At 53.7% G+C, this 25795-nt stretch carries 18 protein-coding genes and 1 pseudogene; 10 read left to right on the forward strand and 9 right to left on the reverse strand.

Features of this window, described 5'->3' with window-relative positions; genetic code table 11:
• Positions 1–274 (forward strand): annotated as a pseudogene (locus tag G462_RS24770) (hypothetical protein); the annotation flags it as partial.
• A gap of 203 nt (positions 275–477) precedes the next feature.
• Positions 478–918, forward strand: a complete 441-nt coding sequence (locus G462_RS0110600) for a UPF0158 family protein (RefSeq protein WP_026958974.1) — start codon at positions 478–480, stop codon at positions 916–918.
• Positions 919–1012: 94 nt separating this feature from the next.
• Here G462_RS0110600 and G462_RS0110605 read toward each other — a convergent pair whose 3' ends face one another.
• The 4 genes from G462_RS0110605 to G462_RS0110620 form a co-directional block, all read right to left on the reverse strand.
• Entirely contained in the window at positions 1013–2875 is a 1863-nt protein-coding gene (locus G462_RS0110605; protein WP_026958975.1) for a TIGR00341 family protein, read from the reverse strand.
• Positions 2876–2953: 78 nt separating this feature from the next.
• Positions 2954–4891, reverse strand: coding sequence for a transglutaminase TgpA family protein (locus G462_RS0110610; RefSeq protein WP_026958976.1), 1938 nt, complete (start codon positions 4889–4891; stop codon positions 2954–2956).
• Complete coding sequence (locus tag G462_RS0110615) at positions 4888–5838, reverse strand: DUF58 domain-containing protein (RefSeq protein ID WP_026958977.1); 951 nt, start codon at positions 5836–5838, stop codon at positions 4888–4890. The genes G462_RS0110610 and G462_RS0110615 overlap by 4 nt, the downstream gene beginning before the upstream one ends.
• Positions 5825–6679, reverse strand: coding sequence for an AAA family ATPase (locus G462_RS0110620; protein ID WP_245579554.1), 855 nt, complete (start codon positions 6677–6679; stop codon positions 5825–5827). Before G462_RS0110620 ends, G462_RS0110615 begins: the two co-directional genes overlap by 14 nt.
• A 269-nt stretch (positions 6680–6948) precedes the next feature.
• On the opposite strand from G462_RS0110620, the gene G462_RS0110625 reads away from it, so the two are divergent.
• From G462_RS0110625 to G462_RS22485, 3 genes are all read left to right on the forward strand, one after another.
• Positions 6949–8352 carry a hypothetical protein gene (locus G462_RS0110625; protein WP_026958979.1) on the forward strand — a complete coding sequence of 468 codons (1404 nt, stop codon included), beginning with the start codon at positions 6949–6951 and terminating at the stop codon, positions 8350–8352.
• 142 nt (positions 8353–8494) lie between these two features.
• Positions 8495–8959, forward strand: a complete 465-nt coding sequence (locus G462_RS22480; RefSeq protein ID WP_157378601.1) for a hypothetical protein — start codon at positions 8495–8497, stop codon at positions 8957–8959.
• Between the two features lie 174 nt (positions 8960–9133).
• Complete coding sequence (locus tag G462_RS22485) at positions 9134–9487, forward strand: DUF3332 family protein (protein WP_051326679.1); 354 nt, start codon at positions 9134–9136, stop codon at positions 9485–9487.
• A 549-nt stretch (positions 9488–10036) separates the two neighbouring features.
• On the opposite strand, the gene G462_RS22490 is transcribed toward G462_RS22485, so the two are convergent.
• Together G462_RS22490 and G462_RS0110645 are read right to left on the reverse strand one after the other, a co-directional pair.
• Entirely contained in the window at positions 10037–10486 is a 450-nt protein-coding gene (locus tag G462_RS22490; protein WP_157378602.1) for a hypothetical protein, read from the reverse strand.
• Positions 10487–10742: 256 nt separating this feature from the next.
• On the reverse strand, positions 10743–11666 hold the full coding sequence (locus G462_RS0110645; RefSeq protein WP_026958980.1) for a LysR family transcriptional regulator: 924 nt from the start codon (positions 11664–11666) through the stop codon (positions 10743–10745).
• Positions 11667–11839: 173 nt separating this feature from the next.
• Between G462_RS0110645 and G462_RS0110650 the strand changes: the two genes are divergently transcribed.
• Complete coding sequence (locus tag G462_RS0110650; RefSeq protein ID WP_026958981.1) at positions 11840–12382, forward strand: NADPH-dependent FMN reductase; 543 nt, start codon at positions 11840–11842, stop codon at positions 12380–12382.
• A 140-nt stretch (positions 12383–12522) separates the two neighbouring features.
• Here the strand turns inward: G462_RS0110650 and G462_RS0110655 are convergent, their stop codons facing one another.
• Entirely contained in the window at positions 12523–13152 is a 630-nt protein-coding gene (locus tag G462_RS0110655; protein ID WP_026958982.1) for an MBL fold metallo-hydrolase, read from the reverse strand.
• Between the two features lie 230 nt (positions 13153–13382).
• Here G462_RS0110655 and G462_RS22495 point away from each other — a divergent pair, with 230 nt between their 5' ends.
• Complete coding sequence (locus G462_RS22495) at positions 13383–14036, forward strand: thymidine kinase (protein WP_051326680.1); 654 nt, start codon at positions 13383–13385, stop codon at positions 14034–14036.
• 86 nt (positions 14037–14122) lie between these two features.
• Here the strand turns inward: G462_RS22495 and gloA2 are convergent, their stop codons facing one another.
• Both gloA2 and G462_RS0110670 read right to left on the reverse strand, forming a co-directional pair.
• A complete protein-coding gene (gene gloA2, locus G462_RS0110665; RefSeq protein ID WP_026958983.1) occupies positions 14123–14506 on the reverse strand; it encodes an SMU1112c/YaeR family gloxylase I-like metalloprotein in 384 nt (127 codons plus the stop codon).
• Positions 14507–14646: 140 nt separating this feature from the next.
• A complete protein-coding gene (locus tag G462_RS0110670; RefSeq protein ID WP_026958984.1) occupies positions 14647–16389 on the reverse strand; it encodes a formate--tetrahydrofolate ligase in 1743 nt (580 codons plus the stop codon).
• 272 nt (positions 16390–16661) lie between these two features.
• Between G462_RS0110670 and recC the strand changes: the two genes are divergently transcribed.
• The 3 genes from recC to recD are packed head-to-tail and all read left to right on the forward strand — an operon-like array spanning position 16662 to position 25498.
• A complete protein-coding gene (gene recC / locus G462_RS0110675) occupies positions 16662–20078 on the forward strand; it encodes an exodeoxyribonuclease V subunit gamma (RefSeq protein ID WP_026958985.1) in 3417 nt (1138 codons plus the stop codon).
• A complete protein-coding gene (gene recB, locus G462_RS0110680; RefSeq protein WP_026958986.1) occupies positions 20065–23613 on the forward strand; it encodes an exodeoxyribonuclease V subunit beta in 3549 nt (1182 codons plus the stop codon). The genes recC and recB overlap by 14 nt, the downstream gene beginning before the upstream one ends.
• Positions 23606–25498, forward strand: a complete 1893-nt coding sequence (recD, locus tag G462_RS0110685; protein WP_051326681.1) for an exodeoxyribonuclease V subunit alpha — start codon at positions 23606–23608, stop codon at positions 25496–25498. Before recB ends, recD begins: the two co-directional genes overlap by 8 nt.
• Positions 25499–25795 lie beyond the last annotated feature (297 nt).

Below are 25795 nucleotides of genomic sequence, written 5' to 3' on the forward strand. Positions count from 1 at the left end.
TGTCGGTCTTGTGTTCTTCATTTCTACCACCTTTTGTCCGGAAGTGAGTCTATCACTTCGTCTATTCAGGTGGCCAAATTCACTATGCCACTACACTATATTGCAGCGTTTAAGTATCGATGCCGAGTGTTGGCTGGTGTTAACCACTCAGTTGGAGAAGGATTTTGGCACTGTAGTCGGGCGCGATACCAGCCTGCTCCGGTACAAAGCCTGCCATCATCAGCTGCGTATCCGCGGTATGGGGGCGGCGAAGCGCTGGTTAAGTTGCGGCTAGTTCCAATCATGGCAGCTTTGCTGCTGTTGTCATCAATCAAGGCGAGTTCGCTAAACTGGTCACTTAGTTTGTGAGACGCTGCGCGTTTGGGGCATCACCTGCCATGCTGTGTCGGTTGGGCTGCTCCAGTGGCCAATCAGCGCACAATGCTGACTCACAACCCCGCTGCGGCTTTACAGGTCGTGTCCAGGCAGGAGTTAAGTATGCCAAGTGATAGAGCAATCACAGTAAAACTCAGCGACGTAGTCGTAGCCGTCGATTTTGTGTCCTTTGGCGAGGCTCTTGATAACGCTGTCGTCTTGCATACAGCAACGGGGCAGCTGTTGTACGCTGGCGATGCCATTGATAGCGATGAGTTTCCTGACGATGCTTACGATAACCCCATTTACATCGAAATCCCCTCCGCACGAGATCTCGACTTAGGACAGCGACTTGTGTTTACGTTTACCGCCCAGAGCTTACCGGAACGGCTAGAGCACGTGCACCACATGTTCTCTCGGCGTGGCGCTTACTCACGCTTTAAAGACTTGCTTACCGCAAATGGCCTGATTGAACAGTGGTATCGATTTGAAGAGGAAGCGCTTAAATCAGCGGTTATCGAGTGGTGCCGGGCTAATGCCATTAACGTTCAGCTTGATACATAGCAGTACACCGCGAGCACCCGCTCGTTGCTTGTCTGGCAGATCTACACACGCCTATGGCTTAGCCTCTGAAGATTGCGAGGGGAGGCTTAAATACTCACAAACGCAAAGAGCTATCTACCTGAAGCTCTGCACCTTCGCCAATCCGTTGCTCAACCAGTTGTTTTAACTCGAGGTAATCTTCGGCCTCAAGTGGTGTCGAGCTGACAATATCGAGCTTAATAGTTAGCGGGTCCACCTGTAGCACTTGCACCCGTTGAATCATTATCTTGCCGCTGGTAAAGCCTTCTAACGCCTCGTTAACTTGTGTCTTTTGCGCCATTTTGTTGAAGCTAATGGCCAGTGGAACACTCACCAGAGCGACCGCTAAAGCCGAGAACAGCAAACCTTTGCGGGCGCGCTTGAAGGGGGCAAAGCCCAGTACCAAAAAGGTTGCGGCTGCGGCCAGCACTATGCCGGCTAAGTTGGTCAGAAACAGTAGCAATGCACCGGCGACTAGCTCAACCTCCATCCAGCCCAGGCCAATACCCGCTACTGCTAACGGGGGAACAAGTGCGACGGCGATGGCTACCCCAGCCAAGCTTTTGGTAACAGCAGCACGCGCATGGGCATAAGCGCCCGCGATACCGGATATCACTGCGACGCCAAGGTCTAACAAAGTTGGGCTTACTCGCGCTGCAATCTCGCTGGTGGTGTGTTGCAGCGGTAACAACCAAGTGCACAGTACCGCAAACAGCAGAGCCAATCCCAAGCCCGTGCTTAGCGTGGTGACACTGCCTTTAAGCAAACTTTCATCTTGCCGCGCGAGTGCCATGGACAGCGAGATGATTGGCCCCATCAAAGGTGCGAGGATCATCGCACCGATGATCACCGGCGGTGAGTCAGCAAACAGCCCCAGCGAGGCGAGTAAGGTCGAGAGGATCATTAAGGTGAGGAACACCGGAGAGGGGCTCGCTTGCTCTCTTAGGGTTTGGTAGAGCTCTCGGAAGTCATCTTGAGCTGCGTGGGCGACCCAGCGCAGTGGCTTGGCGCAAAGCTCTGTGATGCCTTCGCCTTTTGGTAGGTGTTGCATACGTCGCGATTCTTTTTCCGGGGTAGCTGCTCGTTCAATACTTAGCTTGCTCGAAGGCAGCAACTGAAGCGCTCGTGGGTGGTTGGTAAAGCTGAGCTCGCGTGAACACATGCTGGTTCCATCGTGGCTGTATTCTATACCCGGATCGCAGGCAATTTTTAGCTCGTCGGTTTTGAGTGTGCCCACGCTGCGCGGCAAGGTGGCTTGTTGACGGGCAAACAGCGCCACTAGCATCACAGCGAGTAACTCCATTACACTGCGTGGCGCTAAGAGCAAGATATGAAACATGCCGTCGTTAAGGTGGGAGTCACTGAGCAGGCGTTTTCCAATGGTAGAGTTACGGCCGTGCTCTACCACTGTTATCCCAACGGCGGCTGTACAGAATGCTTCGTTATTACGCGTGGTTAGATGATAGGCCTTCGGTTGAATGCTGCTAAGTTTGCTTATGTAGTGCTTAAATTTGAGCAGTTTGGCCTTAAAGCCCGATACTTCAGCGCCGGGAACAAAGCCATACATGTCGCCGATGGTCACCGATTGCAGAACTGGCAGTTGGTTACACATCAGCAGGTCCACCGCTTCTGGTTCTACCTGCAGGTAGTGATCTACTGCTTGGTCTAACTTGCTATCCAGCGCTAAGCCCTTACTGGCCATGGCCGCGTTAGGGTGGGGCAGCACCGCCAGTTGCGTTTCACTTTCAAGGAACAGCGGCAGCGTGCTGCGTAGCTGTTCATCACTAAGAAACAGCCAGCAGATGTGACACGCCTGTTCAGGCACCTCAAGTGAGCTTGTATACGGGAGGAAGAACGCCTCTCGCTGTTCTAGCAGGGCGGAGAGCTGTTGCTCAATCTCACTAAACTCTGACTCGTCATAAATCACTAAATCGACCATTACACGTCCTTGTGCGTTAAATTGAGTGGCGGTTCTGACTTGCGCAAGCAAACACCGCCTTGGCCTGCTGTTACTTGCTTATGTGTTGCTGTGATAACGGCTGCGATAGTAGGCATCTACCGCTAGTTCCAAGCGTCTTGTGGCACGAGGAGTTTCAGTGCGAAGGCGCTGGCAAAACTGCTTTAAGGTTTCGTTTGGCGCGCGCTGCCTTCCCCTTAGTCGCCAATAACTTAGCTGCATTCTCAGTCGCAACAATGGTAGATCGGGTACGCGCCACTGCCAAGGGCGAGCAAACAGCAGCAAGGTGAGGGCGGCTGCGGTAGATAGCAGACCCACGCTTAATACCAGCAAGCTGTCTAAACTAAATCGGCGCTGCAACTCATCGAGAAGCTGGTTTTGTCGATTGCTATCAAAGTTGACTACCCACTGGGCCCACAGATAATCAGCACGCTCTAGCAAGGAACGCAATGCCAACAGCTGTTGGCTGTACCACAGGCGGCTACCGAATGGCGATAGTTCCCGCCATTGATTAGCATGCTCAGCACTTTGCTGTAGGCCCAGTTGCACCCGTTCAGGCGCTATCCAGCCTGTTGCGTCAATCTGCTGCCATTTGCCGTCTACCCATATCTCAGCCCAGGCGTGAGCGTCGTAGTCACGTACGGTGATCACCTTACGCTGGGTGTTCCACTCGCCACCAAGATAGCCCGCTACCATCCGCGCGGGATAGCCCATGCTGCGGGCCAGCACCGCCACCGCCTGAGCGTAGTGCACGCAAAATCCCAGTTGGCCTTCGAACAGGAAATCGCCCAGGCCTTGGCTGCCCGGATAGGTGGGCGGATTTAGGGTGTAGCCAAAGGGTGCTTGTAAGAACCAGTCGCGCATGGCCGCTAAGGGTTGAGGGGCGGCGGCGAACTGCTCGGCGAGGCTAACTATTCGTTGCTCGGTGTTCGCGGGAAGGGTGCTTAGCCGGCGTAATAGGCTTGGTGCGAGTGTCTCATCTGGCGCATTGCTTAGCCAAATAAACGATGCTTGACTACGCTGGTTAATGCTGGTGCGGCGTTGCCAGCTGTTGTCGCGGGTTAGCCGCAGTGCACCTTGCGATACCATACTGGGCCAAAGGCTCGGTGCCCACACGCCATCGCTGGGCTGATAGATAATCGAGTAGGGCATGCCGCCTGCAGTCCAGCTAAGCTCGCCCGATGTGCGAAGTAGCTTAGCGTGATTGCTGCGCGACCAGCTTTCCCCATCGAACTGATCGAGCACTAAGGCGCGCCAATAGAACTGCTGTGAATCTGATTGCGGGGTGTCAAAGGTTGCGCGAAAGGCTAAGCGGTCGGAGCGGATAAGTTGGCTGATATCCCCGGGCCGTACTTGCTCGGATAATCCGGTGGTGGCTGATTGCAGCGTTGGCATTTGCCACAATGGGCCAAGCCGTGGCAACACTACAAACAGCACCGCGGTTAGCGGCAGGGCTGAGCCGCTCCACAGCGCGAGTCGACGTAACAGCGGCAATGATAGCGGTACATCAGCACTAAGCAGTAACAGTAGGTGCAGCAGCAGGCTAACACACGCTAGCACTGCATAGACAATCGCAACATTAAGCAGCAGCGCTAGGGCGGCCAGTATCCAGCCACACAGTACAAACGCTTGCAAATCGCGGCGCTGGCGCAGCTCGAGGAGCTTTAGGCAGTAGCCAAGCATCACCACATTCACCGCGATCTCGAATTGCCCCTGTTGCCAACTGCTGGCGATGGTCAAAAGCGCCATGGCTAGCGTGATCAGTAGCTTGAGCCAACGCGGACAATCCGGCGCACGCCCTTGGCTTAAGCGCCAGCGCCAAAGGCCAAGCACGCCACCGGTAGCTAACAGCCATAACGGCGCCACCGACCAAAGCAGCAAGCTGGTAGCGATAAAACACTGCAAAAAGAGCAGAGACTGCGCCTTGCCAAGGGGCAAGTACGTCAATGCTGCCTTGCGCTGGTCGGGCGCTTGCGTGGCCGGCTTGAGGGGGCTCATCGCGGCGCCCTCGCCAGCATCTCTAAAGCTGCCTGCTTTTGGGCTTCGCCTTCACCCATTGGGAGTTGCTGGCCTGCAACGCTAAGCGAGAAACGTTGCCCTTGCTGGCTGAGTTGTAACACCCAGTGGCACAACACTCGATAACGAAGCTCTCGCTCAAGCTGCTGTAAACTCGACTCGTCCAACACTAGTGCTTGCGCGTGGTAAGACTCGAAGCTCTTTCGTTGTAGGCCGCGCCCGGCCGCTAAGGCCTTCCATGAGAGCAAACTTAAGCGCTCGCCTGTGCGGTAGGGAACAAGTCCGGCGAACTCGTCTTGCAGGGTATGACTTTGGGTAGTGTGGTTTGTAGCTTCTTGCTCACCCCCACGAGGGCAGGGGTAACCGGGCTCTGGCGTCGGCGCGACGATACTCTCACAGTCTAAGTCGAGCCAGGTCCAGCATCGAAACAGCCCAAAGGGGAAGCTGCTGGAAAGCTTTAGCCTAGGCAGTGGATACACACCTCGTTGGTCGAGGGTGAAACTGAGGCTGGCATGGCCGTCATCCAACCGCCAATGCTGGTCGCTAAGCCCGCTAATTGAGCCCGCCAGCGCCAAACCACGCAGGCTAGCGGGTTTGTGAATCTGCAGCTCCAACACCAGTGTGTCGCCGGCAAGTCCGAGCGGGCGAGTTTTACGCGTGACTTGCAGCCCCGACAGGTTGAAGTGGCATAGGTGTAAAGTCACCACCCATAGCACCAGCAGAAACAGCGCCAACAGTAGCACTAGGTTGTTCTGATAGTTGGTCGACAGTAAGTACAGCACCAGCACCCCAATCAGGTAGCAGCAGCCAAAACCGGTGGGCAGAATAAACAGGTTGCGCCGCCCGAGTTGTGTGGACGCCGCTGGAGGAAGCCTGCGCCTTAACCAGCGCTCACGGTCAAACAGGCGGCGCTTGCTATTCGAGATCATGGTAGGGGGCCACACCGCCTAGCAGTTGGCTGGCGAACTGCACACCTTGCTCTCCGCGTCCTAGCCGATGGGCGCTTACTGCCACAAATACCGCTTGCAAGTCTTCTGGCTCGACGTGTTTGCGGTGATGGATAAATGCCCAGGCGCGGGCACACGCTAGCAGAGTCTTTGAGCAGCGCGGAGAGAGCGGGCGAGCATGCTCGAGCGTGCGACTGGCATGGATAAGCCGCAGCAGGTAGCCGAGCAGGGCATCGCTGGCATGCACCTGTTGGCTCTGGGCTTGCAGTTGCGGCAGTTGCTCAACCACTAGTGGGCTATCTGAGCGCGCCGCTTGATTGCTTTGCTTGAGCATCTCCAGCTCGCTATCGGCATCGGGAAAGCCGATGCTAAGGCGCATCGCAAAACGATCGAGTTGCGATTCGGGCAGCTCGAAGGTACCCAGTTGCTCGTGGGGGTTTTGGGTTGCAATAACAAAGAAGGGGCTGGGCAGTGTGTGGTTTACACCATCCACGCTGACTTGGCCTTCTTCCATGGCCTCCAGCAATGCACTTTGGGTGCGAGGGCTGGCGCGATTGAGCTCGTCGGCCAAAATCAGCTGATGGAATAGCGGACCGGGGTGAAAGCGGAAGGCTTGTTCACTCTGCTCGAAAATCGACACCCCAATAATGTCGGCGGGCAACAGGTCGCTGGTGAACTGGATCCGCTGGAAGCTCATGCCAAAGCTACTGCCTAACCATTTGGCCAAGCTGGTCTTGCCCACACCGGGCAAGTCTTCCAATAGCAAATGCCCACCGGCCAGCAAGCAGGCCATAGCCTGCTTGATCACCGTCGATTTGCCCAGTAGTTGACCTTGTAGCTGGCTATAAACAGTCTGAAGCTCTGGGTGAAGTGATTCCGTCGCGGCTGTGTTTAATACAAACGTCCCCACAGCACCTCCTTTGTGATAGGGAATAGTAAAAACTTAGCCTAGTTACTCCTTGGTGTTGGGTATTTCCTTGGTTGCTCGCTTAGATTGCTGATGCCACGGGGATTTTCTGCGGTGAAATGCTATTATCTCGCACCTAAACCGAGCATACGCAGATATGCCGCAGCAATAACGGGAGTAGGCGATTGGTAACAGTAGAACAGCGAGATGGCATGCAACTGCGCATTGCGCACGTGCAAAGCGAGAGCAAACAGGGTGAGCTGGAGATCTTTCTGTTTGTGCCGGGCGAGTTGGAACTAAGCCCAAAGCTGTTATCTGAAGACGAGTTCTACCACGCCGCCATCCACAGTAAGCGCACCTACTACAGCGACAAGAACCAGCTCCCCTTGGTACATAGCCGCTTGGCATCGCGCGGCAAGCTACCACCTGAGCAGTACCGACTGAGCCTGAGTCTGTATGCCTACCAATATGTTATCGCGCTAGAGAAAACCGCTCACCGCTTGCTTAAGCACCCCTTTGTACTGCAAAAGCGCGACAACCAGGAGCATGACGACATGCTGGACGAGGCCTACCAGGCCAATGAGTTCTGGGATTTGGTGAGCGAGCAGCGCGAGCTGGCCGAGAGCATTTTGCGTAAGCTGCGCCGCAACAAGCCCAGCGATGCGCATTTGCTTAAGTATTTCGAAAACATCGATAACTACTTGTCGTGGTTTACCGAGCAACGCTGCCTGTCGCTGGTGGCGCACCTACCGCGCGGCGGCATGTATGGCGATACCAAAGAGCAACTGCTGGCCACCGTTAATGCCGAAGCGGAGTATCGCAAGGCCCGTGAGTACAACTCGCGCCATGCCATGAAGGATATGACCCGACTATCGAACAAGATGCGCCTGCTGCGCCGCTTGATTGAATACCCGGTCACCCTGCGCGAGAAAACGCTCGACCTCAGCCTAAACACCAAGAAATGGGTAAAGGCCGGCGCCACCGCCTTTGTGATGCTGTTCGTCTCTTACATGGTGCTACAAGCGCGCTCTTATCTGGATGGAGTGACCTTGCTGCTGGTGGTGACGCTATCGGGTATTTATGCGCTGCGCGAAGTGTTTAAGGACGATGTGACCAATGCGCTATGGCGGGTGATCAACAAAGGTCGACCGAAGTGGCGTAAAACTTATCTCGATGGCACCTCGGGCAAGCCGCTCGGCAGAAAGCTCGAGTGGTTGGAATATCTAAGCTTTCGCAAACTAGATCGCGATATTCAGAAGGCCCGCCGCGGCAAGGTCTCGCAAAAAGAAGAAGTAGTGCTGCGTTACAAAAGCCGCGCCAACCTCAGTAGCACTCGTTTTCTCAGTGGCTACGAGAAAACCCGCGAGTCCATGCTGTTAGATCTACGGGTATTCTCCCGGCTTATGGAAAAAGGCTCTCAGCGGGTTTATCGACTCAAAGAGGGCAAGGTGCTTAAAGAATCGGTAGAGAAACGCCATCTTATTAACCTGATTATTCGCAGTACCGACGATGATGATCAGCCGGTGATCCAGCGCTGGAAGGTGGTGATGACTCGTTCCAAGATCGTCGAGATTGAGATGATAGCGTAACAGCCCTTAAGTGTGTAATAATTCATGCCTGCATGCTCGCTTTAAGCTATTGATATATAAAAATAATATCTAAAATTCAGCTAGGCAATGTAGCGCCATTTGGGCATGCTTGATTCATCGAACAAACTCAAGGAACACTCGCGTGGAAGCACACAATTCTTCTCACTCTCCTAATCTCTCAACACCCGCTTCACCACAAGCAATCAACCCAACAAAAATGTACTCGCCTAACCAAATCGGTGCGGCCTCCGCGCTAGGTGGCCCGGTGGCGGTTATCTATTTTCTGATGGTGAACTTTGCGGTGCTGAAGAACGATGCGCTCAAAAAGGAGACCTTGGTGATCGGTTTGATTGCCATCGTGGCCATGTGGGTGTTCTTGCCCTTATTGCCAGACGGCTTCCCGAGTACGGCGTTTACTGTGTGCTACGTGTTGGTAGGCCGCATGGTAGCTGAGCGCCATCAAATGACCAAACAGGCGATTATCGACTCACCTAACCATGTATTTCATTCCAACTGGCGCGTATTTGGTCTGAGCCTAGTGTGCCTGCTAGGCTCCGTGGTAGTGCTGTTGGCACCATTTTTTGTGCTGGATGTACTCGGCTTCTAAACGCGGCCCAAGGCCCAGTTCTAAAGCCTGTCGCCAAGCTAGCTTCACTAAATCGCTCATTTAGTCGAATTAATAAGCGAACGGTTCGCGTTACCGTGAACCTGCCAGTGCTTGTGTGTATCATCGGCGCACTATTTCAAGTGCGCCACAGAGCGCACGACTATTGGAGCCAAAATGCGGTTAAAAGACTTACAGAAATTGGGACTGGCCTTGGTATTACCCGGCCTGCTAAGCGGTTGTGTTGGCAGTAACGTGCTAACCGGCATGCTGCTGGAGAAAAACGTTGAAGCGGTAGATAACCGCTATGCCCGAGGTGGCCTGAATATCGCGCTTTCGCCAGTCTACGCCTTCACCTTAATGGGCGATGCAATGGTGCTAAACAGTATCGAGTTCTGGACCGGCACACACCCGATTACCGGCAGCCCCCACGTATTCGACAGCGATGTAGATACCTGGCTGGAAGTGAATGATATGGTTGATGAGCCGCTGCGCAGTGCGCCATTGCCGCCGTTGACGTTGGCGGAGTAGGGTTGAGCGTAAACCAGAAGGCGTGGGGACATGCCTTCTAGTGCTTTGTGGGAGTTTACGCTTGTGCGTTAGCAGGTAGATTTATCAACGCCCAAAGCGGCAGGGCGTGTCAGCGCGTCCATCCACACAGTGGCGATGGTGTCTATTTGATGTGTTTGTTACTCAAATATGAGTCCCTACAACTACAAAGCAAACGCCAGATAGGTTGGTAACCTATACCAGCTCAGTTAAAGCAATGAGCCGTTTGCACTATTTTCGGGTTTTGACAGTTGCGCTACATTATCTTCGCAAGTAAACCAATAAGTTTCCGTAGCGATTCTTTGCTACCTAAAACTATTGGTTATCCAAGTTTAAGCTATAAATTAGGATGATATTAACTTAGCTACTGCCAGCATAGTGCGCTTAAGTAACAGGTGGTTATCAGCGTATATTGTGAGCCAAGTGGATCGTATATCGGATTGGAGCATCATTTTTTGCACAAAATGCCAGTAACAGCGGACCGGTCTATGGCCGATCCGGCGAGTAAAGCGAGCAGCTTGATTACTATTGTTAGTTTTTGGACTGTGAGGAAATTGTTGCCTCCATAATAGACAGCATCTTCCTCGAGTTATCGGCTGTATCTACAACCGCTCTTGTTACTTGTGCAGCCGCAACCATGAACAAACCAGATATCGCGACTCCAACACCAGGACCGAGGGCAAAAAGTTGCTGAATACCGTTTGCATATCTACTGACTTGACTTAACCCTGCAAACGCTACAATCACGCCAACTACGACGGTAAACCAGCCGCAATAACCAAGAAATTTTGAAACGCCTATAGCTGTGGAGTAGTTAGATAAAACACTATAGGAATCTGTTGGATCCATTGACGAACGGCTGCTTTCTTCTGGTTTCACTTCTTTGCCAGACTTTTTCGCATAGTCACAAGACTGGCACAAAACCATTGAAGCATCGCCAAAATTAATTGATGTTTGACTTCCGCATGAGCTGCATTCCATTGTATTGCCTCCTTTTATGATAACCGTTTACTCGAGTGCAAAATGCAATCTTTGACCCCGGTCAGTTTTCAATGTATCGCGCCTTTGTTATCAACTTTATCACTATATGAAAATCCTATCTAACATAAGTTAGATCATTCGACACGATCTAAACGGTGTGAAAGAGGCGAAAATTCACTAACAAAAATGGGACTAAGCAGTGATGCTTGAGTAAACCTATAGTAGGGAGACAACTGATCGTGACCAGATAGATCCATTAGCTACCACTAACAAGCCCCGCCCCAATACACTCCTTGTGCTCCAAAAACATTTCAATAAAGCTTCGCACCTTCGAAGACATATGCTTTCGATTCGGGTACACCAAATACACATCCACATCGCCGCTTGGGTAATCCGTTAAGATCTCCACCAGCCTGCCGCTGCTCAGCTCATCGCCTAAGTTAAACTCCGGCATACGCATAATGCCTTGCCCCGCGACACATAACTCAACCTCTAGCTGCGAGCTATTGGTTGCCACAAAACTATGGAGTGCCAGTTCAGTCTGATGGCCGTCGGGGCCGGTAAAGCGCCACTGGTTGTAGTTGGGCAAGTTGCTGTAGCAGATAAGCTTGTGATTGCGCAGGTCATCTGGGGTTTGCGGCGTACCAAAGCGCTCTAAATAGGCTGGCGACGCTACCATGACCGCGCGAAAGGTGGCGAATTTGCGGCTGATCAGGCTGGAGTCGTCCAGTGCGGTGGTGGCGCGGATCGCTAAATCGAAGCCATCGGCAATCAGGTCGGCCTTCTTATCGTTCAGTTCGATATCGAAACTGACTCTGGGGTAGCGCTGGTTAAAGTGCTCTAAGAACCTCGGCAGAGTGTTGATGCCAAAGCTGGTGGGGCAACTTATTCGTAGTACGCCGGATGGGCTGGCCTGCTGGCCCTGCATGGCGCGCTCCAGCGCTGCGGCATCGTCTACCAGCTGTTCGGCTTGGGCGTAGTAGAGCTGGCCTTCGGCGGTGAGGTTTAACGAGCGGGTGCTGCGCTGCAATAACCGCACACCCAAACGCTCTTCCAATTTGGTCAGCTCTTTGCTGATGTACGAAGTGGAGTGTTCAAGCTTTTGTGCGGCCTTGGTAAAACTGCCTTGTTTAACCAATTCCGTGAAGATCACCATGCCATCGAACAGTTGGCTATTCATCGTCGTCCCTGTCTTTCGATAAGCGGGAATTGAGGCATTCACAGCTTATTGCGAGTCATATGGAAATAATTCTTACACATTTGCCCCATTAATCAAATATGAAAAGGGAATTATAGTGTTTACAAGTTAAACACATGGTGTCGCCGACTCGGCAAACTCACTAAGGATGAATCATGAAACTACTGGTATTTGCAGCATCTAACAGCGCCCAATCGATTAACCGTCAGCTGGCGACCTATGCAGCGACCTTTGTAGAAGGCGCAGAGATAGAAGTGCTCGACATCAATGATTACGAGATGCCTCTGTACAGCAGCGACCGCGAAGCGGCTGGCGGGGTACCGGTATTAGCGCAAGCCTTCTTCGATAAAATCGGTAGCGCCGATGCCCTGATTATCGCCTTTGCCGAACACAACGGCAGCTATACCGCCGCCTACAAGAACCTATTCGACTGGACCTCGCGGATTGACCAGAAGGTGTTCCAAGGCAAGCAAGCGGTCTATCTTGCAACCTCGCCGGGCCCGGGTGGCGCACAGTCGGTACTGGGCGCGGCAGTGACCAGCGCACCTTACTTTGCCGCCGAGGTGAAAGGCTCGCTCTCAATCCCAAGCTTTTACGATAACTTCGACCTAGCTGAGCAGCGGCTGACTAACTCTGAGTTGCAGGCTAAGTTACGCGAAACGGTGGCAAGCTTAACTACTGAAACTGCTAAGGCGTAGTCGTAACAGTGAGTGGTAATGTAGAAAAGGTGTTAGGACTAGTGCCTCGTCACTTCGACGCATTTACAGACGGGCTTACACAGGTTTTGTAGTTGGTCTGTTCGATACAACAAAGGCCGCTGATGCGGCCTTTTAGTAATCTAGCGAGTGAACGGGTTCATCCGTTTCTCTTCGCCAATGGTCGACATTGGGCCGTGACCGGGAATGAACTGGTAATCATCATCCAAGCTGTATAACTGCTCGTTGATCGCTTTGATCAAGGTTGGGAGATCACCCTGAGGGAAGTCGGTGCGGCCGATGGAGCGCTTGAACAGCACATCGCCTACTATGGCAAGCTTAGCGGCATGATCAATAAACACCACGTGGCCCGGCGTGTGCCCCGGCGTGTGGCGCACTTCGAGCTCCATTTCACCGATGGTCACTACTTCACCATGCTCTAGCCATTGGCTAGGGGCAAAGCTCTCCACCCGTGGGAAGCCAAACATCTGGCTTTGCATAGGCAGCTGGCTTAGCCAAAAATCATCGGCTTGCTGTGGGCCGACAATCGGCGCGGCAAAGCGCTGGGCGATAATCTCGGTGGCGCCAACATGGTCGAGATGGCCATGGGTAAGCAAAATCTTCTCAACCTCAACACCGAGTTCTTCAACGGCGTCTTGCAAGTCTTTTGGGTCGCCGCCGGGATCGACAATGGCGGCTTTTTGGGTTTGTTCACACCAGATGATGCTGGCGTTCTGGGCAAAAGGAGTAACTGGAATAATTCGGTAGGCCATAACAACACTCTTTTTTCTGTAAGCGCTTAGTTTAACCAGCATGGCGTTTAGGGCAAGCCCTTGTCGCGAGTAAGCTTTTGCGAGGCCGCCCTGAGGGTATGCCTGTTGGCTATTCACACTGCGGTGCAGAAAGGTTGGAAAATGCCAAAGCGGCTAGGTAAAATCGCCGGGCTTTGACAGCGCATACAATGCTGGCATTCGCGCACTGCAATCTTAATCACGGGTTTTACATGGCTTCTCTGCACTACTACTACTCTTCCATGAATGCGGGTAAATCCAGCCACCTGCTTCAGGCAAACTTTAACTACATCGAACGTCATATGAGCACTTATTTGTTTACGGCGGCCATCGATGACCGTATCCAAAAGGGCATTATCTCTTCGCGCATCGGTTTAAGTGCGCCGGCGCATCCTTTCGATAATGGCTTAAACCTGTTTGAGGTAGTGAAAGAGGTGATTGCCGAGCAGGGCAAGCGACTCGATTGCATCTTGGTGGATGAGTCTCAGTTTCTCAGCAAAGAGCAGGTGGAGCAACTTTGCCAAGTGGTCGACGAGCTGAATATCCCGGTACTGGCCTATGGTCTGCGTACTGACTTCCTTGGCGAACTGTTCGAGGGAAGCCGTTGGCTGTTGGCCTGGGCTGAGCGCATTGAAGAGATCAAAGGCGTGTGTTTCTGTGGCCGCAAGGCAACCATGGTGGCGCGGGTTGATGCTCAAGGCCGCGCTATGAGCGCTGGCGCCCAAACCGAGATTGGCGGCGAAGATCGCTATGTATCGGTGTGCCGCAAGCATCACCGCTTGGCGGTGGCTGGTGAGTTACTGCTGAAGCGTAATCTGGCAGCGGATGCGGTGAGCTCTATTCAGGCGCAGCAGCTTGGCGACTAAGCGCCTTATTAGCTGCTCTGTTTAAGCAAAAGCTCGGGTTCTCCGAGCTTTTGTCGTTTTAGGCTTTGATCAGCTACTTAGTTTTTTTACTCTTCATAAAGCTCTAAGGGCAAGCCGTCGGGATCGGCAAAGAAGGTAAAACGCTTGTCTGTGAGCTCATCGACGCGGATCGGCTCCACCTCAATGCCTTGTGCAGTAAGTTTACTCACCACATCGTCAAGATTCGTTACGCTAAACGCCAAATGGCGCAGGCCACTGGCTTCAGGATGGCTCAGACGTGCTGGTGGGTTGGCAAAGCTAAACAGCTCGACGCGGCTGCCATCGGGCAGGGCTAAATCTAATTTGTAGGAATCGCGATGTTCGCGGTAATACTCGGAGACAATGGTAAGACCGAGTACTTCGCTGTAGAAGTGTTTCGAACGCTGATAATCAGAGCAGATAAGTGCAGTGTGGTGGATGGCGTTTAGCATGTCGTTCCTTGATTTAAGAGATAGCCAAAGTCTGCCTTGAACAGGGCCCTACAGCAATAGCCAACTTAGCGGCGAAAAAAGCCCGCAGTTGCGGGCTTGATAAGAGTATTGAGGGAGCGCTACTGCGTTAAGTGAGCGCCTTACTCGTCGATACCCACAATATTGCCATCTTCATCGATATCGATGTTCAGGTAGCCGGGGCGCTCTGGCAGGCCTGGCATGGTCAGCACGTTTCCGGTCAGCACGTAGATAAAGCCTGCGCCCGCGCACAGTTTTAGCTCGCGGATTGGTACGGTAAAGCCAGTCGGTGCGCCCTTCAGTGAGGGATCGTGGCTAATCGACAGCGGGCTCTTGGCCATGCACAGTGGCAGGTTGGCGAAGCCGTTCTCGCTAAGCTGGGCGATATCCGCTTTGGCTTGTTCGCTAAGCTCGATACCTGCACCGCCGTAACCGGCTTCTACCATAGTCAGCAGCTTGGCTTCGATGCTTTGCTCCACATCGTATAGCGGCTTGAACTGCTCGGATTCGTTCAGTGCCAGCAGCACTTGCTCGGCCAGTTCAGTAGCACCATCGCCGCCTTTAACAAAGGCCTCAGAGATAGCCACTTTCGCGCCCAGCTCACGCACCCAACTAGCCAGCAACTCCAGCTCTTGGTCGGTATCTTGCGGGAAGCGGTTAATCGCAACCACAACCGGCAGGCCATAACGCTTCACGTTCTCGATGTGCCATTTAAGGTTGGCAAAGCCTGCTTCTAACGCATCGTTATCTGCTTCGAAGATCGCTTCTGGCAGGGCTTGGCCCGGACGCAGGTCGTATTTACCTGAGTTGGCTTTTAGGCCGCGCAGGGTAGCAACGACCACACCCGCATCTGGGCCTTTATCCGCCGCACGTGCTTTGATGTTACAGGCCTTCTCAAAGCCCATGTCGGAGCCGAAGCCGCCTTCAGTTACCACGATATCGCTAAGGCTCAGTGCAATGCGATCAGCAATGATAGATGAGTTACCGTGGGCGATGTTGGCAAATGGGCCAGCATGTAGCAGGGTAGGCACGCCTTCGAGGGTCTGCATTAGGGTAGGCTGAGCGGCGTCTTTCATAATGGCAGCCATGGCACCGGCAACTTGTAGCTGCTCGGCAGTAATAGGCTGACCATCGGTGTTGTAGGCCATCACCGCTTGACCGATGCGCTTGCGTAGATCTTTAAGGTCGGTGGCCAGCGCCAGAATCGCCATTAGCTCAGAGGCGGCGGTGATATCAAAGCCCGACTCGCGCTCGATACCGTTTACGGTAGAGCCTTCGCGGTTGATGCCGACCTTGATGCGGCGCAGGCAACGGTCGTTCATATCGACCACACGGCGCCAGGTAATACGCTCGATATCGATGTTCAGGCGCTCAAGGCCAGTTTTCGCAGTAAAGCCTTCGCCCAAACGCTCTTCGTGGTATAGACGCGCATCGATAGCGGCGGCACCCAAGTTGTGGGCGGCAGAAACGGCGTGGATGTCACCGGTGAGGTGCAGGTTAAGCTCTTCCATCGGCGCCACTTGGCTGTAACCGCCACCAGCAGCACCGCCTTTAACACCAAATACCGGGCCCATCGATGGCTGGCGAATACAGGCCATCACCTTTTGATTGAGCTTCTTCAAGCCTTGCGACAAGCCAATGGTGGTAACGGTTTTGCCTTCACCCAGCGGGGTTGGGGTGATGGCGGTCACCAGTACCAATTTACCCTGTGCGTTATCGCTGCTGTCCTTTAGCAGGTTGAGGTTTACTTTGGCTTTCGATGCGCCTTGAGGGATCAAGGCTTGATCAGGAATGCCCGCCTGCTTGGCGATTTCACTAATTGGTTTTAGGGTGGCTTGTTGGGAGATTTTTAAATCGGACAGCATGTTTTAACTCTTATAGGTGGGTTAATGCGCTGAAATATATCAAAAATCAGTATCTGCTTCTCTCAAGAAAGCTTAGGAAAAATACGCTGTTATGATTACTTAAACTAATCCGAAAGTGGTAACAACTCAATCGGGTTGAAAAGTGGCCAGGGTAGGCAGCGTGAATTCTGTGATCTAACAAAATCTTAGCGCAACGTAGTGGTTTGTTTCGTTGATACATACGGGTAAGCTACACGTTACCTAAAAAGAATAACTATCTCGCCCAACCCAGAATGCTAACTATCTATCAATCCAACCTGACCGAAAAGCTGCTCGACACCTTAGCCGATGTCTATCAGCAGCGACCGGCGGGTTGCTCGGTGTTCGAACCTGAGCAGATCTTGGTGCAAAACCCGGATATGGCGCAGTGGCTTAAGATCTCGCTTGCCGAAAAGCAGGGCATCGCAGCCAACATCCAGTTTCCGCTACCCTCATCCTTTTTGTGGCAGATCTTTAAGCAAGCGTTTAGCTCACTACCTGAGCAGAGCCCATTTGCTAAATCGGCTATGACCTGGACCCTGATGCGCCTGCTGCCGCAGCATATGAGCGAACCCGAGTTCCAATGGATGCAAAGTGAACTGGCAGATGCCCAGCCTGAGCGGCAACAGCAAAAGCTGTTTAGCCTGTGTTCAACCATCGCCGATACCTTCGACCAATACCTGATGTATCGCCCAGGTTGGATTGCCAGTTGGGAGCAAGACGAGCAGGTCGAGGGCTTAGGTGATCAGCAGCAATGGCAGGCGCGCTTGTGGCGGATGGTGAGCAACGATATCACCGCTAGGGCGGGGTCAGACCTACACCGGGGACGCTTGTTGCAGCAAACTCTTGAGGTATTAGATCACAGTGATCACCTACAGATCCGTGGGCTACCGCCGCGTATTGCCATCTTTGGCTTAAGCTCGCTGCCAGAGCAAACCATGTTGCTGCTTAATGCCCTGGCCAAGCATATCGATATTCACTGGTTTCAACTCAACCCCTGTGAGCACTTTTGGCTGGATATTGTCGATGAAAAGGCGCTGGCCAAGATCGAAGCCAGCAAGCTGGTGGGTAAGCTTGAAGATCTCGATAGCGATCATTACTACCTGGTGGGCAACCCGCTGCTGGCATCCTTCGGTGGCTTAGGGCGAGAGAACTTGTCTTTGATGCTGGAAAAGCTAGAGAGCGACTTGTACGAGCAGTATTTCCCGTTCCCATCAACAGGCGCGCTTAACTACTTGCAGCAGCAGATCCTTCATCTTGAGTGTCGTGGTCAGTTCGATGCCCTGAGCCCGCAACAGCTCTCATCGAATGACGACAAGCAAGCGTTTGAGCAAGCGGAACTGGCTAATCTGCGTTTCCACCAGTGCTACTCACCACTGCGCGAGCTGGAAGTATTAAAAGACCAACTGTTTGCGCTGTTTGACAGCGACCCAAGCCTTAGTCCCAACGATGTTGTGGTGATGATGCCCGATGTGTCGATCTACGCGCCATTTATCCGCGGAGTGTTTGCCTATAATCCGCAACGCCCGAGCTTTCCGTTTAGCATTAGTGATTTGTCGGCAGTTCAGCAATCGGTGTTGGCCAACTCTCTGCTGCAGATCTTTAGCTTGCCTGAGAGCCGCTTTGGCTTAAGCGAGGTACTGGCGCTGCTGGAAGTGCCCGCCACCTTGGCGCGCTTCGACATTAGCGAAGATGAGTTTGATTTGCTCAAGCACTGGCTACGCGATGTGGGCGTGCGCTGGGGCGTAGATGCGGAGCACCGCGCTCAGTTTGGGGTGGGGGATTTTGAGCAAAATAGCTGGCTATTTGGTCTCAAGCGCATGCTACTCGGCTATGCGATGCACCCAAGCATGGGCGATTACGCCGACACCTTGCCCTTCGATGAGATTGAGGGCGCACAGGCACAGGCGCTGGGTAAGTTCAGCCTTTTTATCGAGCGGCTTGAGCAGACCAGTGAGTTACTTACCCAAAGTCATACTGCTGAGCAGTGGCTGGAATGTGTTAATCAGGTGCTAAGTGACTTCTATATCGCCGATGAGCAAGGTAGCCGCGATATTAAGGCGGTGGTTGAGGCGATGCAGGCGTTTCGCGATACCCAAGAGCAGACCGGCTATGAGCAGCCGGTATCGCGGGAGATTGTCCGAGAGCTACTGTTCGATACCCTCAACGCTGCCCAGTCCAGTCGCCGCTTTAAAGCGGGGGCGATTAACTTTTGCAGCCTAATGCCGATGCGTAGTATCCCGTTTAAGGTTGTCTGCCTGCTCGGCATGAACGACGGCGACTTCCCGCGGCAAAACCCCACTATCAGTTTTGATTTGATGCAAAAGCAGCGGCGTCGTGGCGACCGTTCGCGCCGGTTAGACGACCGCTACCTGTTCCTTGAAGCTTTGCTTTCTTGCCGCCAGCATTTGCATATCTCATGGGTGGGCAAGGATATTCGCAGCGACCAAGAGCTGCCGCCGTCGGTGCTGTTGATGGAGCTGCGAGACTATATTGCTGAGTCGTGGCTGGTGAGCGGCGATGAGTGCTTAGCGCCCGACAAAGCCGGTAAGCAGGTTTTGCATGCCATGACCTTTGAGCATCCCTTGCAAGCGTTTAACGCCCAGTACTACCAACAAGGGTCGCCGCTGCACTCCTACTCGCAGTTTTGGGCGGTTCAGCCGCAACTACCTGAGCCCTTTAGTGATGCCGAATTAGGTGCACAGGAAAGCGTCGAACAGCGCTTGCGCGTCGAACTCAGTGAAGTTGCCGCAGCGCTGAGCAACCCTTGCCGCTATTTTCTGCAGCGCCGATTGGGCGTGTACTTCGACGGGGTTGCAGAGCAAGTACCTGATAGCGAGCCGTTTGCGCTAGATGCGCTAAGCGGTTGGCAGCTCAAGCAACAGGCCTTTGTGAGTCGTTTTTACTACCAAAATGTGCCGGGCTTTAAACGCCAGCAAGGATTAACCGGCAGTTTACCGGTGGGGGATGCCGGTGAGCGCAAATTGGAAGAGGCCATCTCTGCTAGCGATTCGCTGATGGAATATCTGCCGGATGCGCTGCGCAATCCGTCTGTGCCGCAAGAGTTTCGGCTAAGCCTTGGCGATGATTTGCCCGAGCTACTGGGCCAAACGGTCGCACCCATCGAGGGACGGCTATGGCGGGTGAAAAACGGCAATCTTAGCGCTAAAGACCGATTGCATGGCTGGCTGCAGCATCTGGTAAGTGCGGCCCTTGGGGTATCTGCCGATAGCGTACTTATCGATGATGGCAAGGCCTTGCTCTATCGCGCGTTGCCACAAGAGCTGGCGCTGGAGTATTTGCAGCAAGCCATTGGCGTATTTACATCAGCCCAGCACCGCGCGCTGCCATTCTTTTTAAACAGCGGGTTTAGCTGGCTTGCCAATCAACGGTTAGAGCCCGAGGCATTGCAGCAAAAACTCGAAGCGGCCTGGGCACCGCAGGACATCTACTCTGCCCATAAAGGCGATGGTAACGACCCTTATATTCAGCGTTGCCATCCTTTGCTTGCGCCGGTTTATCCCGAGTTTGTTAAGCATTGCGCGACCTTGCTTAAACCAATTGAGCAACACACCCAATGGCATGAAGTTAGGAAGAAGCAAACCGATATGTTAAGCCACAGCGCTTTCTTTAAGTTCTTAGAGCAGGAGGGCGCACATGCAGGTCCTTAATGCCAAGACCGTCCCGCTGCCCGGGCGCAGTATTATCGAAGCCAGCGCCGGTACCGGTAAAACGTATACCATTGCCAGTTTGTACCTGCGCTATGTGGTGGAGCAGCCTTTGCGGCGCAGCCTTACGCCGGAAAATATACTGGTGGTGACCTTCACCCGTGCTGCCACTGCCGAGCTACGCGAGCGGATACGAGCGCGACTACACAGTGCGGTGAACTGTTTTAAGGGCAAGCCCAGCGAGGGCGATGAGATCATCGACGATCTGCTGGAACGCTATGCCGATGAGCGCGAACAGGTGCTTAAGCGCCTGTATGCCGCTGAAAAGTCGATGGACGAGGCGGCGATTTTTACCATTCATGGTTTTTGTCACCGGGCGCTGAGCGATCAGCAAGTCACCGCATCGCCTAGTGCGCAGAGCCAGCTACTAGAAGACGATAGCCTGTTGGCCAAACAATGTCTGGCCGATTTCTGGCGCCAAGCCATCTACCCACTGCGCGGTGAGGATTACCAAGCGGTGGTGAGCGCGCTGGGATGCAAGGAGCCGGATGCCTTGTTCCCAACGCTATATCCTTTGCTATCGCGAAAATCACTCAACTTGTCGCCCAAGCCATTAGCAGTCGATCCGGCAAGTGCGGTGGTTCAGCGCTTGGCGGGCAGTAAGCAGGCTTGGCAAGGCTTTGTAGCTGCTATCAAAGATAACTTGGAGCAAGTGGCAGTCGAGATTGCCTCTTTGCCGCGCTTAAACCGCAAAACCATCGATAAGCACTGCGCAGCCATTATCGACGACAGCGAAGCGGCGCAACCCTCGAAAGCCAGCCGAGTGGCCTTCGACTATATCGCTGAAAAAGTCGCTACGGCCGATGACAAGGGGCTGGATGTGGACCTAAGCCATTGCCGCGCGCTGTTGCAGCAATGGCAAGCCGCAGCCAGCGAGTTGGATATCGCGGCGGCATTGAAAAGTCAGGCGCTGGATTATCTTGCCAAGCAATTGGCCCATGAGAAGGCGCGACTGAGCCTGCAAAGCCCCGATGATCTGATGACCCGTTTGGCCGAGCTGTTGGCCCAGCCCGAGAGCGGCGAGCGGATCGCTAAGCAGTTGCGCCAGCAATACCCAGTTGCGCTTATCGACGAGTTCCAAGACACCGATCCGCTGCAGTTTGCCATTTTTGAGCAGCTGTTTAACCACGACGACTGTAGCTGGATGATGATTGGCGACCCTAAGCAGTCCATCTACGCCTTTCGCGGCGCCGATATCCATACCTATGTGGAAGCCAAGCAAGATACCCAGCAAGCGGCGCACTACACACTCGATAAGAACTACCGCTCGGCAGCATCCATGGTGGCGGCGACCAATGCCTTGTTTAGCGCATGTAAGGACTCGGCTTTTATTGACGCGCAGATCCCTTTTAGTGCGGTAAAAAGTCACGATCAGGGCAATAAGGGCGCACTTGAGCTAGACGGTCAGGCGCAGCCAAGTCTACAGATCTGGCAGTTTGATGAAGACACTATGGTCGGCGATTGCGCCGCACGCTGCTGTGCCCAGCAGATCACCGATATGCTCAACCTTGCCGTTAAGGATCGCGCCACGCTCGGCGAGCGCAGGCTTAATCCCGGCGATATTGCGGTACTGGTGCGTAGCCGCTTCGAGGCAGAGAAGATCTCTGCCCAACTGCGCTTGCGCGGGGTGCGCTCGGTATTTCAATCGCGCGACAGCGTGTTTAGCACCGCCACCGCCGAGGCGGTATATCGCGTTTTATTGGCGATGTATGAGCCACGTAACGAGCGCTTGGTGATGGCGGCTATGGCGCTGCCTCTGTGCGCCAAAAGCGCCAAGGAGCTGTCAGTACTTCGCGAAGATGAACTCAGCTGGCAGCAACACCTTGGCCATTTCAGCGATCTGCAGCAGTTATGGCAACAGCAAGGGGTGATGGCGGCGCTACTCAGTTGGATGGAGATCTATCAAATACCTGCTCAACTGTTAGCCGACCCACTACAAGGTGAACGGCAGATGGCCGATCTGCTGCATTGCTGTGAGCTGTTGCAGCACTATGCTAGCGCACTGCAAGGCGAGCAGGCCTTGCTCAATCTGTTTCAACAGTTGTTAAGCGGCGCTGACACCCAACAGTACGGTGGTCAGCAACGCTATCTGGAAAGTGACCGCGATCTGGTGCAAATCGTCACCATTCACGCCAGTAAAGGCTTGGAGTATCCGGTAGTGATGCTGCCCTATGCCTTGGCCAGTCGTCAGCCAAAGTTGGCCGTGTTCCCACAACAGGGCGAAACCACCGTCGATTTTAGTGGCCAGCAGCAGAACTTGGAGATTGCCGATACCGAACGATTGGCCGAAGACTTGCGACTTCTTTATGTGGCAATCACCCGTGCAGGCTTTGCCTGTTACTTGGGCGTAGCTGCGCTGAGTAAGCCCAAAGGTATCACGGCACTGGATTACATACTTAATTGTCCGGGCGGTGACGTGGCAGAACGGGATGAAGCCCTCGCACAGTTGGTAGCGCAAAACAGCGGGCTGGTTGCCTTAGCCAAGCCGAGTGACGCTTTTAGTCGGTATCAGGCCAATGAAGATGGCGAGCAAAGTAGATCGCCCGCCAAGCGCTTTGACGGCACCATCGATAAAGGCTGGCGCTTAACCTCTTATTCTGCCATGGCCAGAAAGCTTCATAGCCCGGAGCTCGAGCCGGGGGCTGGGGATGAGGTGTTAGAAGAGCAAAGCTCGATAGAAGTAGAACTTGATTCTCCGCTGCCGCTGGCGCCTGAGCCCACCCAGTTTAGCTTTGCCAAAGGGGCTGATGCGGGTAATGCCTTACACGATATCCTAGAAGCGCTGTTCCAAGGTAACGCAGGGGATCTTCAGCGCTTGGACCTTCGGGCAGTGGAATCGCTGGCCGAAGATGCCATGCAGCGGGCTGGCTTGAGTGTTGAGGCGCCGTGGCCTGCCGTGGTAGCAAACTGGCTAAGCACGGTGATGACTACGCCCTTAATGCTTGACGATGAGAACGTCGTTAGCTTGGCATCACTCGAATTGAGGCAAGTATTGCCAGAGATGGAGTTTATGCTGTCAGTTGATGGCAGCGTGAGCGCCGAGCAGTTTAACCGCTTATTAAAGGAGTACCCCTTGCTCGCCCAGAACGTTGCCGGGCTCGACTTCAGTCGCTTTCATGGCCTGATGCGCGGTTTTATCGACCTTAGCTTTGAGGCCAACGGTCGTTACTACGTGTGCGACTACAAGAGTAACTATTTGGGCGATTGCACTGAGGACTATAGCGAGCAAGCGATGAGCCATGCGATGGCCGATCATCGTTATGATGCCCAGCTGTTGTTTTATTGTGTGGCGATGCATCGCTTCCTTAAGCAGCAACTTGCCGATTATGACTATCAGCGCGACTTTGGCGGGGCCTTGTATCTGTTCTTACGCGGCATTGATGGCACGGAGGGCGGCTATGGTCAGTTATTTATCAAGCCGCCGCTGGCGCTGATAGAGGCCTTGGATCGATTACTGGGAGGAAGCAGTCATGCTTAAGCAACCAGAGCACCTTTCCTTTATCGACCACGCGGCGTTTACTGAGGCCTGCGAGCGGGGCCAGCTAAGAGCCATCGACTGGCGCTTTGCCCGATTTATTGCAGAGCAGGCCAGTGCCCATCATGAGCTGGTGTTCTACAGTGCGCTGCTGCTTAGTCAGCGTCAGGGTGATGGCCACGTATGTATTCGTTTGGAGCACTACCAGCACAGCCAACTAGTGGTCTTTGAAGGACACGCTGGCTACCAGTTTCCCGACGCGAATAGCTGGGCAGTTACACTACAAGCGTCTGGTGTAGCAGGCGAGCCTAGACGGGCGGAGAAAAGGGCTGAGTGCGCGTTGCCCTTAGTGGTCGAGTTCGGCCGGCTATATCTCGGGCGTTATTGGTTCTATGAAACGCAGGTAGCGAACAGCTTGGTGGAGCGCGCTACTATCCAGCATTCGGTCGATGATGCGCGCTTACACGGCCTGCTTGGTCAGTTATTTGAGGCAGGTGAGCAGCCAAATTGGCAACAGCTCGCTTGTGCCAGTGCTTGCCGTAGTGGGCTGTCGGTGATTACCGGTGGCCCGGGTACCGGTAAAACCACCACGGTAATTCGCTTGTTGGCCAGTTTGCTAGCTTTGCATGAGAAGCCCGAGTCGTTAGTAATCCGTATGGCGGCGCCTACCGGTAAAGCGGCTGTGCGTATGAGCGAGTCGATCCGCAATGCCAAATCGTCATTAACGCTGGATGCTGGCCTGGTGGACTTAATCCCCGAGCAGGCCAGTACCTTACATCGTCTATTAGGACCGATCCCCGGCTCTATTCACTTTCGCCACGATCAAGATGCGCCACTGCACGCTGATGTGCTAGTGGTCGATGAAGCCTCGATGATCGACCTGTCGATGATGGCCAAGCTGCTGGCAGCGCTTCCTCGCCATTGCCGCCTGATCTTACTCGGCGATAAAGACCAGCTGAGCTCGGTGGAGGCGGGGAGTATATTAGGTGACGTGTGCTCGGTGATCCGCCCCACAGCCGGTGGAGCGCTGATGAGCTATAGCAAAGCTCAGGCGGAATTCTTGGGGGCGGCGACCGGGGCAGAGCTGCAGCAGCATATCCGTGCGGTATCGCCAGTGGCCGATAGCCTGACCATGCTGCAAAAGAGCTGGCGCTTTGGCGGTGGCATTGGCAGCTTGGCAAGTGCGGTGAACGCAGGCGACAGTCGACAGGCCCTTAGCTTGCTGCAAGAGCGCGAGCTTGACGATATCAATTGGGTCCAAGAACATCTGCTTAAGCACACGGTAGAATTAGCCGTTAGTCACTATCAAGACTATTTAGCGATGCTCGATGGTGAGCCCCTTGCCGTGCTGAATAGCTTTGAGCAGTTCCGCGTGCTGTGTGCTAGTCGCAAGGGCGAGCTGGGGACTTTGGAGGTGAACCTAGCCATCGAGAAGCGCTTAGCGGCTCGCGACTTGATCTCGCGACAGCAAGAGTTCTATCCGGGGCGGCCGGTGATGATCACCCGTAATGATCACCAGTTGAAACTCTACAATGGTGATATCGGTATTACCTTGCTTGACCCTGCGTCAGGGCAACTTTACGTACATTTTGCGGGCGTAGATGGCACTACTCGACGGATTTTGCCTGCACGCTTGCCACGCCATGACACGGCCTTTGCGATGACTATTCATAAGTCGCAGGGCTCGGAGTTTTCTGCCGTGGCAATCTGCCTACCCGAGGAGCCAGGCTTTAGTAGTTTGCTCGTTAAGGAGTTGCTATATACCGCGATCACTCGAGCGAAAAAGGCCTTAACACTGTTTGCAAACCGCCGAAGCTTGTTGGGCTGCTGCGAGTCGTACACCCAACGTGACTCGGGCTTAGCATTGCGACTGCATGGGCCTAACTAGGGCCCTAACATCCACCTTCCGACTACCTAAGTAACGGAAAATACAGTGTTTTCTTTGCACTACATCTAGTAGTGCAAAGAGTTATCGATTCGCATATAAATAACGTTTAATTCCATAAATATCGCTTTTGCCAGTGATTGGTGCTATATTCCGCCGCGTTTTAGCACCAGGCTGACTGCTTATTTGTGCCAATATTGATGCTTGGTCACTCAAGGAAGATGTTAATAAGTTAGGCATTTGATGCAGTCGGTTGAGGAAAAACCAATTTGCCGTGAGTTCAATAGTGCACGGCAGACA

Origin of the sequence: Aliagarivorans taiwanensis DSM 22990 (assembly GCF_000429505.1) — a bacterium.
In the GTDB taxonomy this organism is placed as follows: domain Bacteria; phylum Pseudomonadota; class Gammaproteobacteria; order Enterobacterales; family Celerinatantimonadaceae; genus Aliagarivorans; species Aliagarivorans taiwanensis.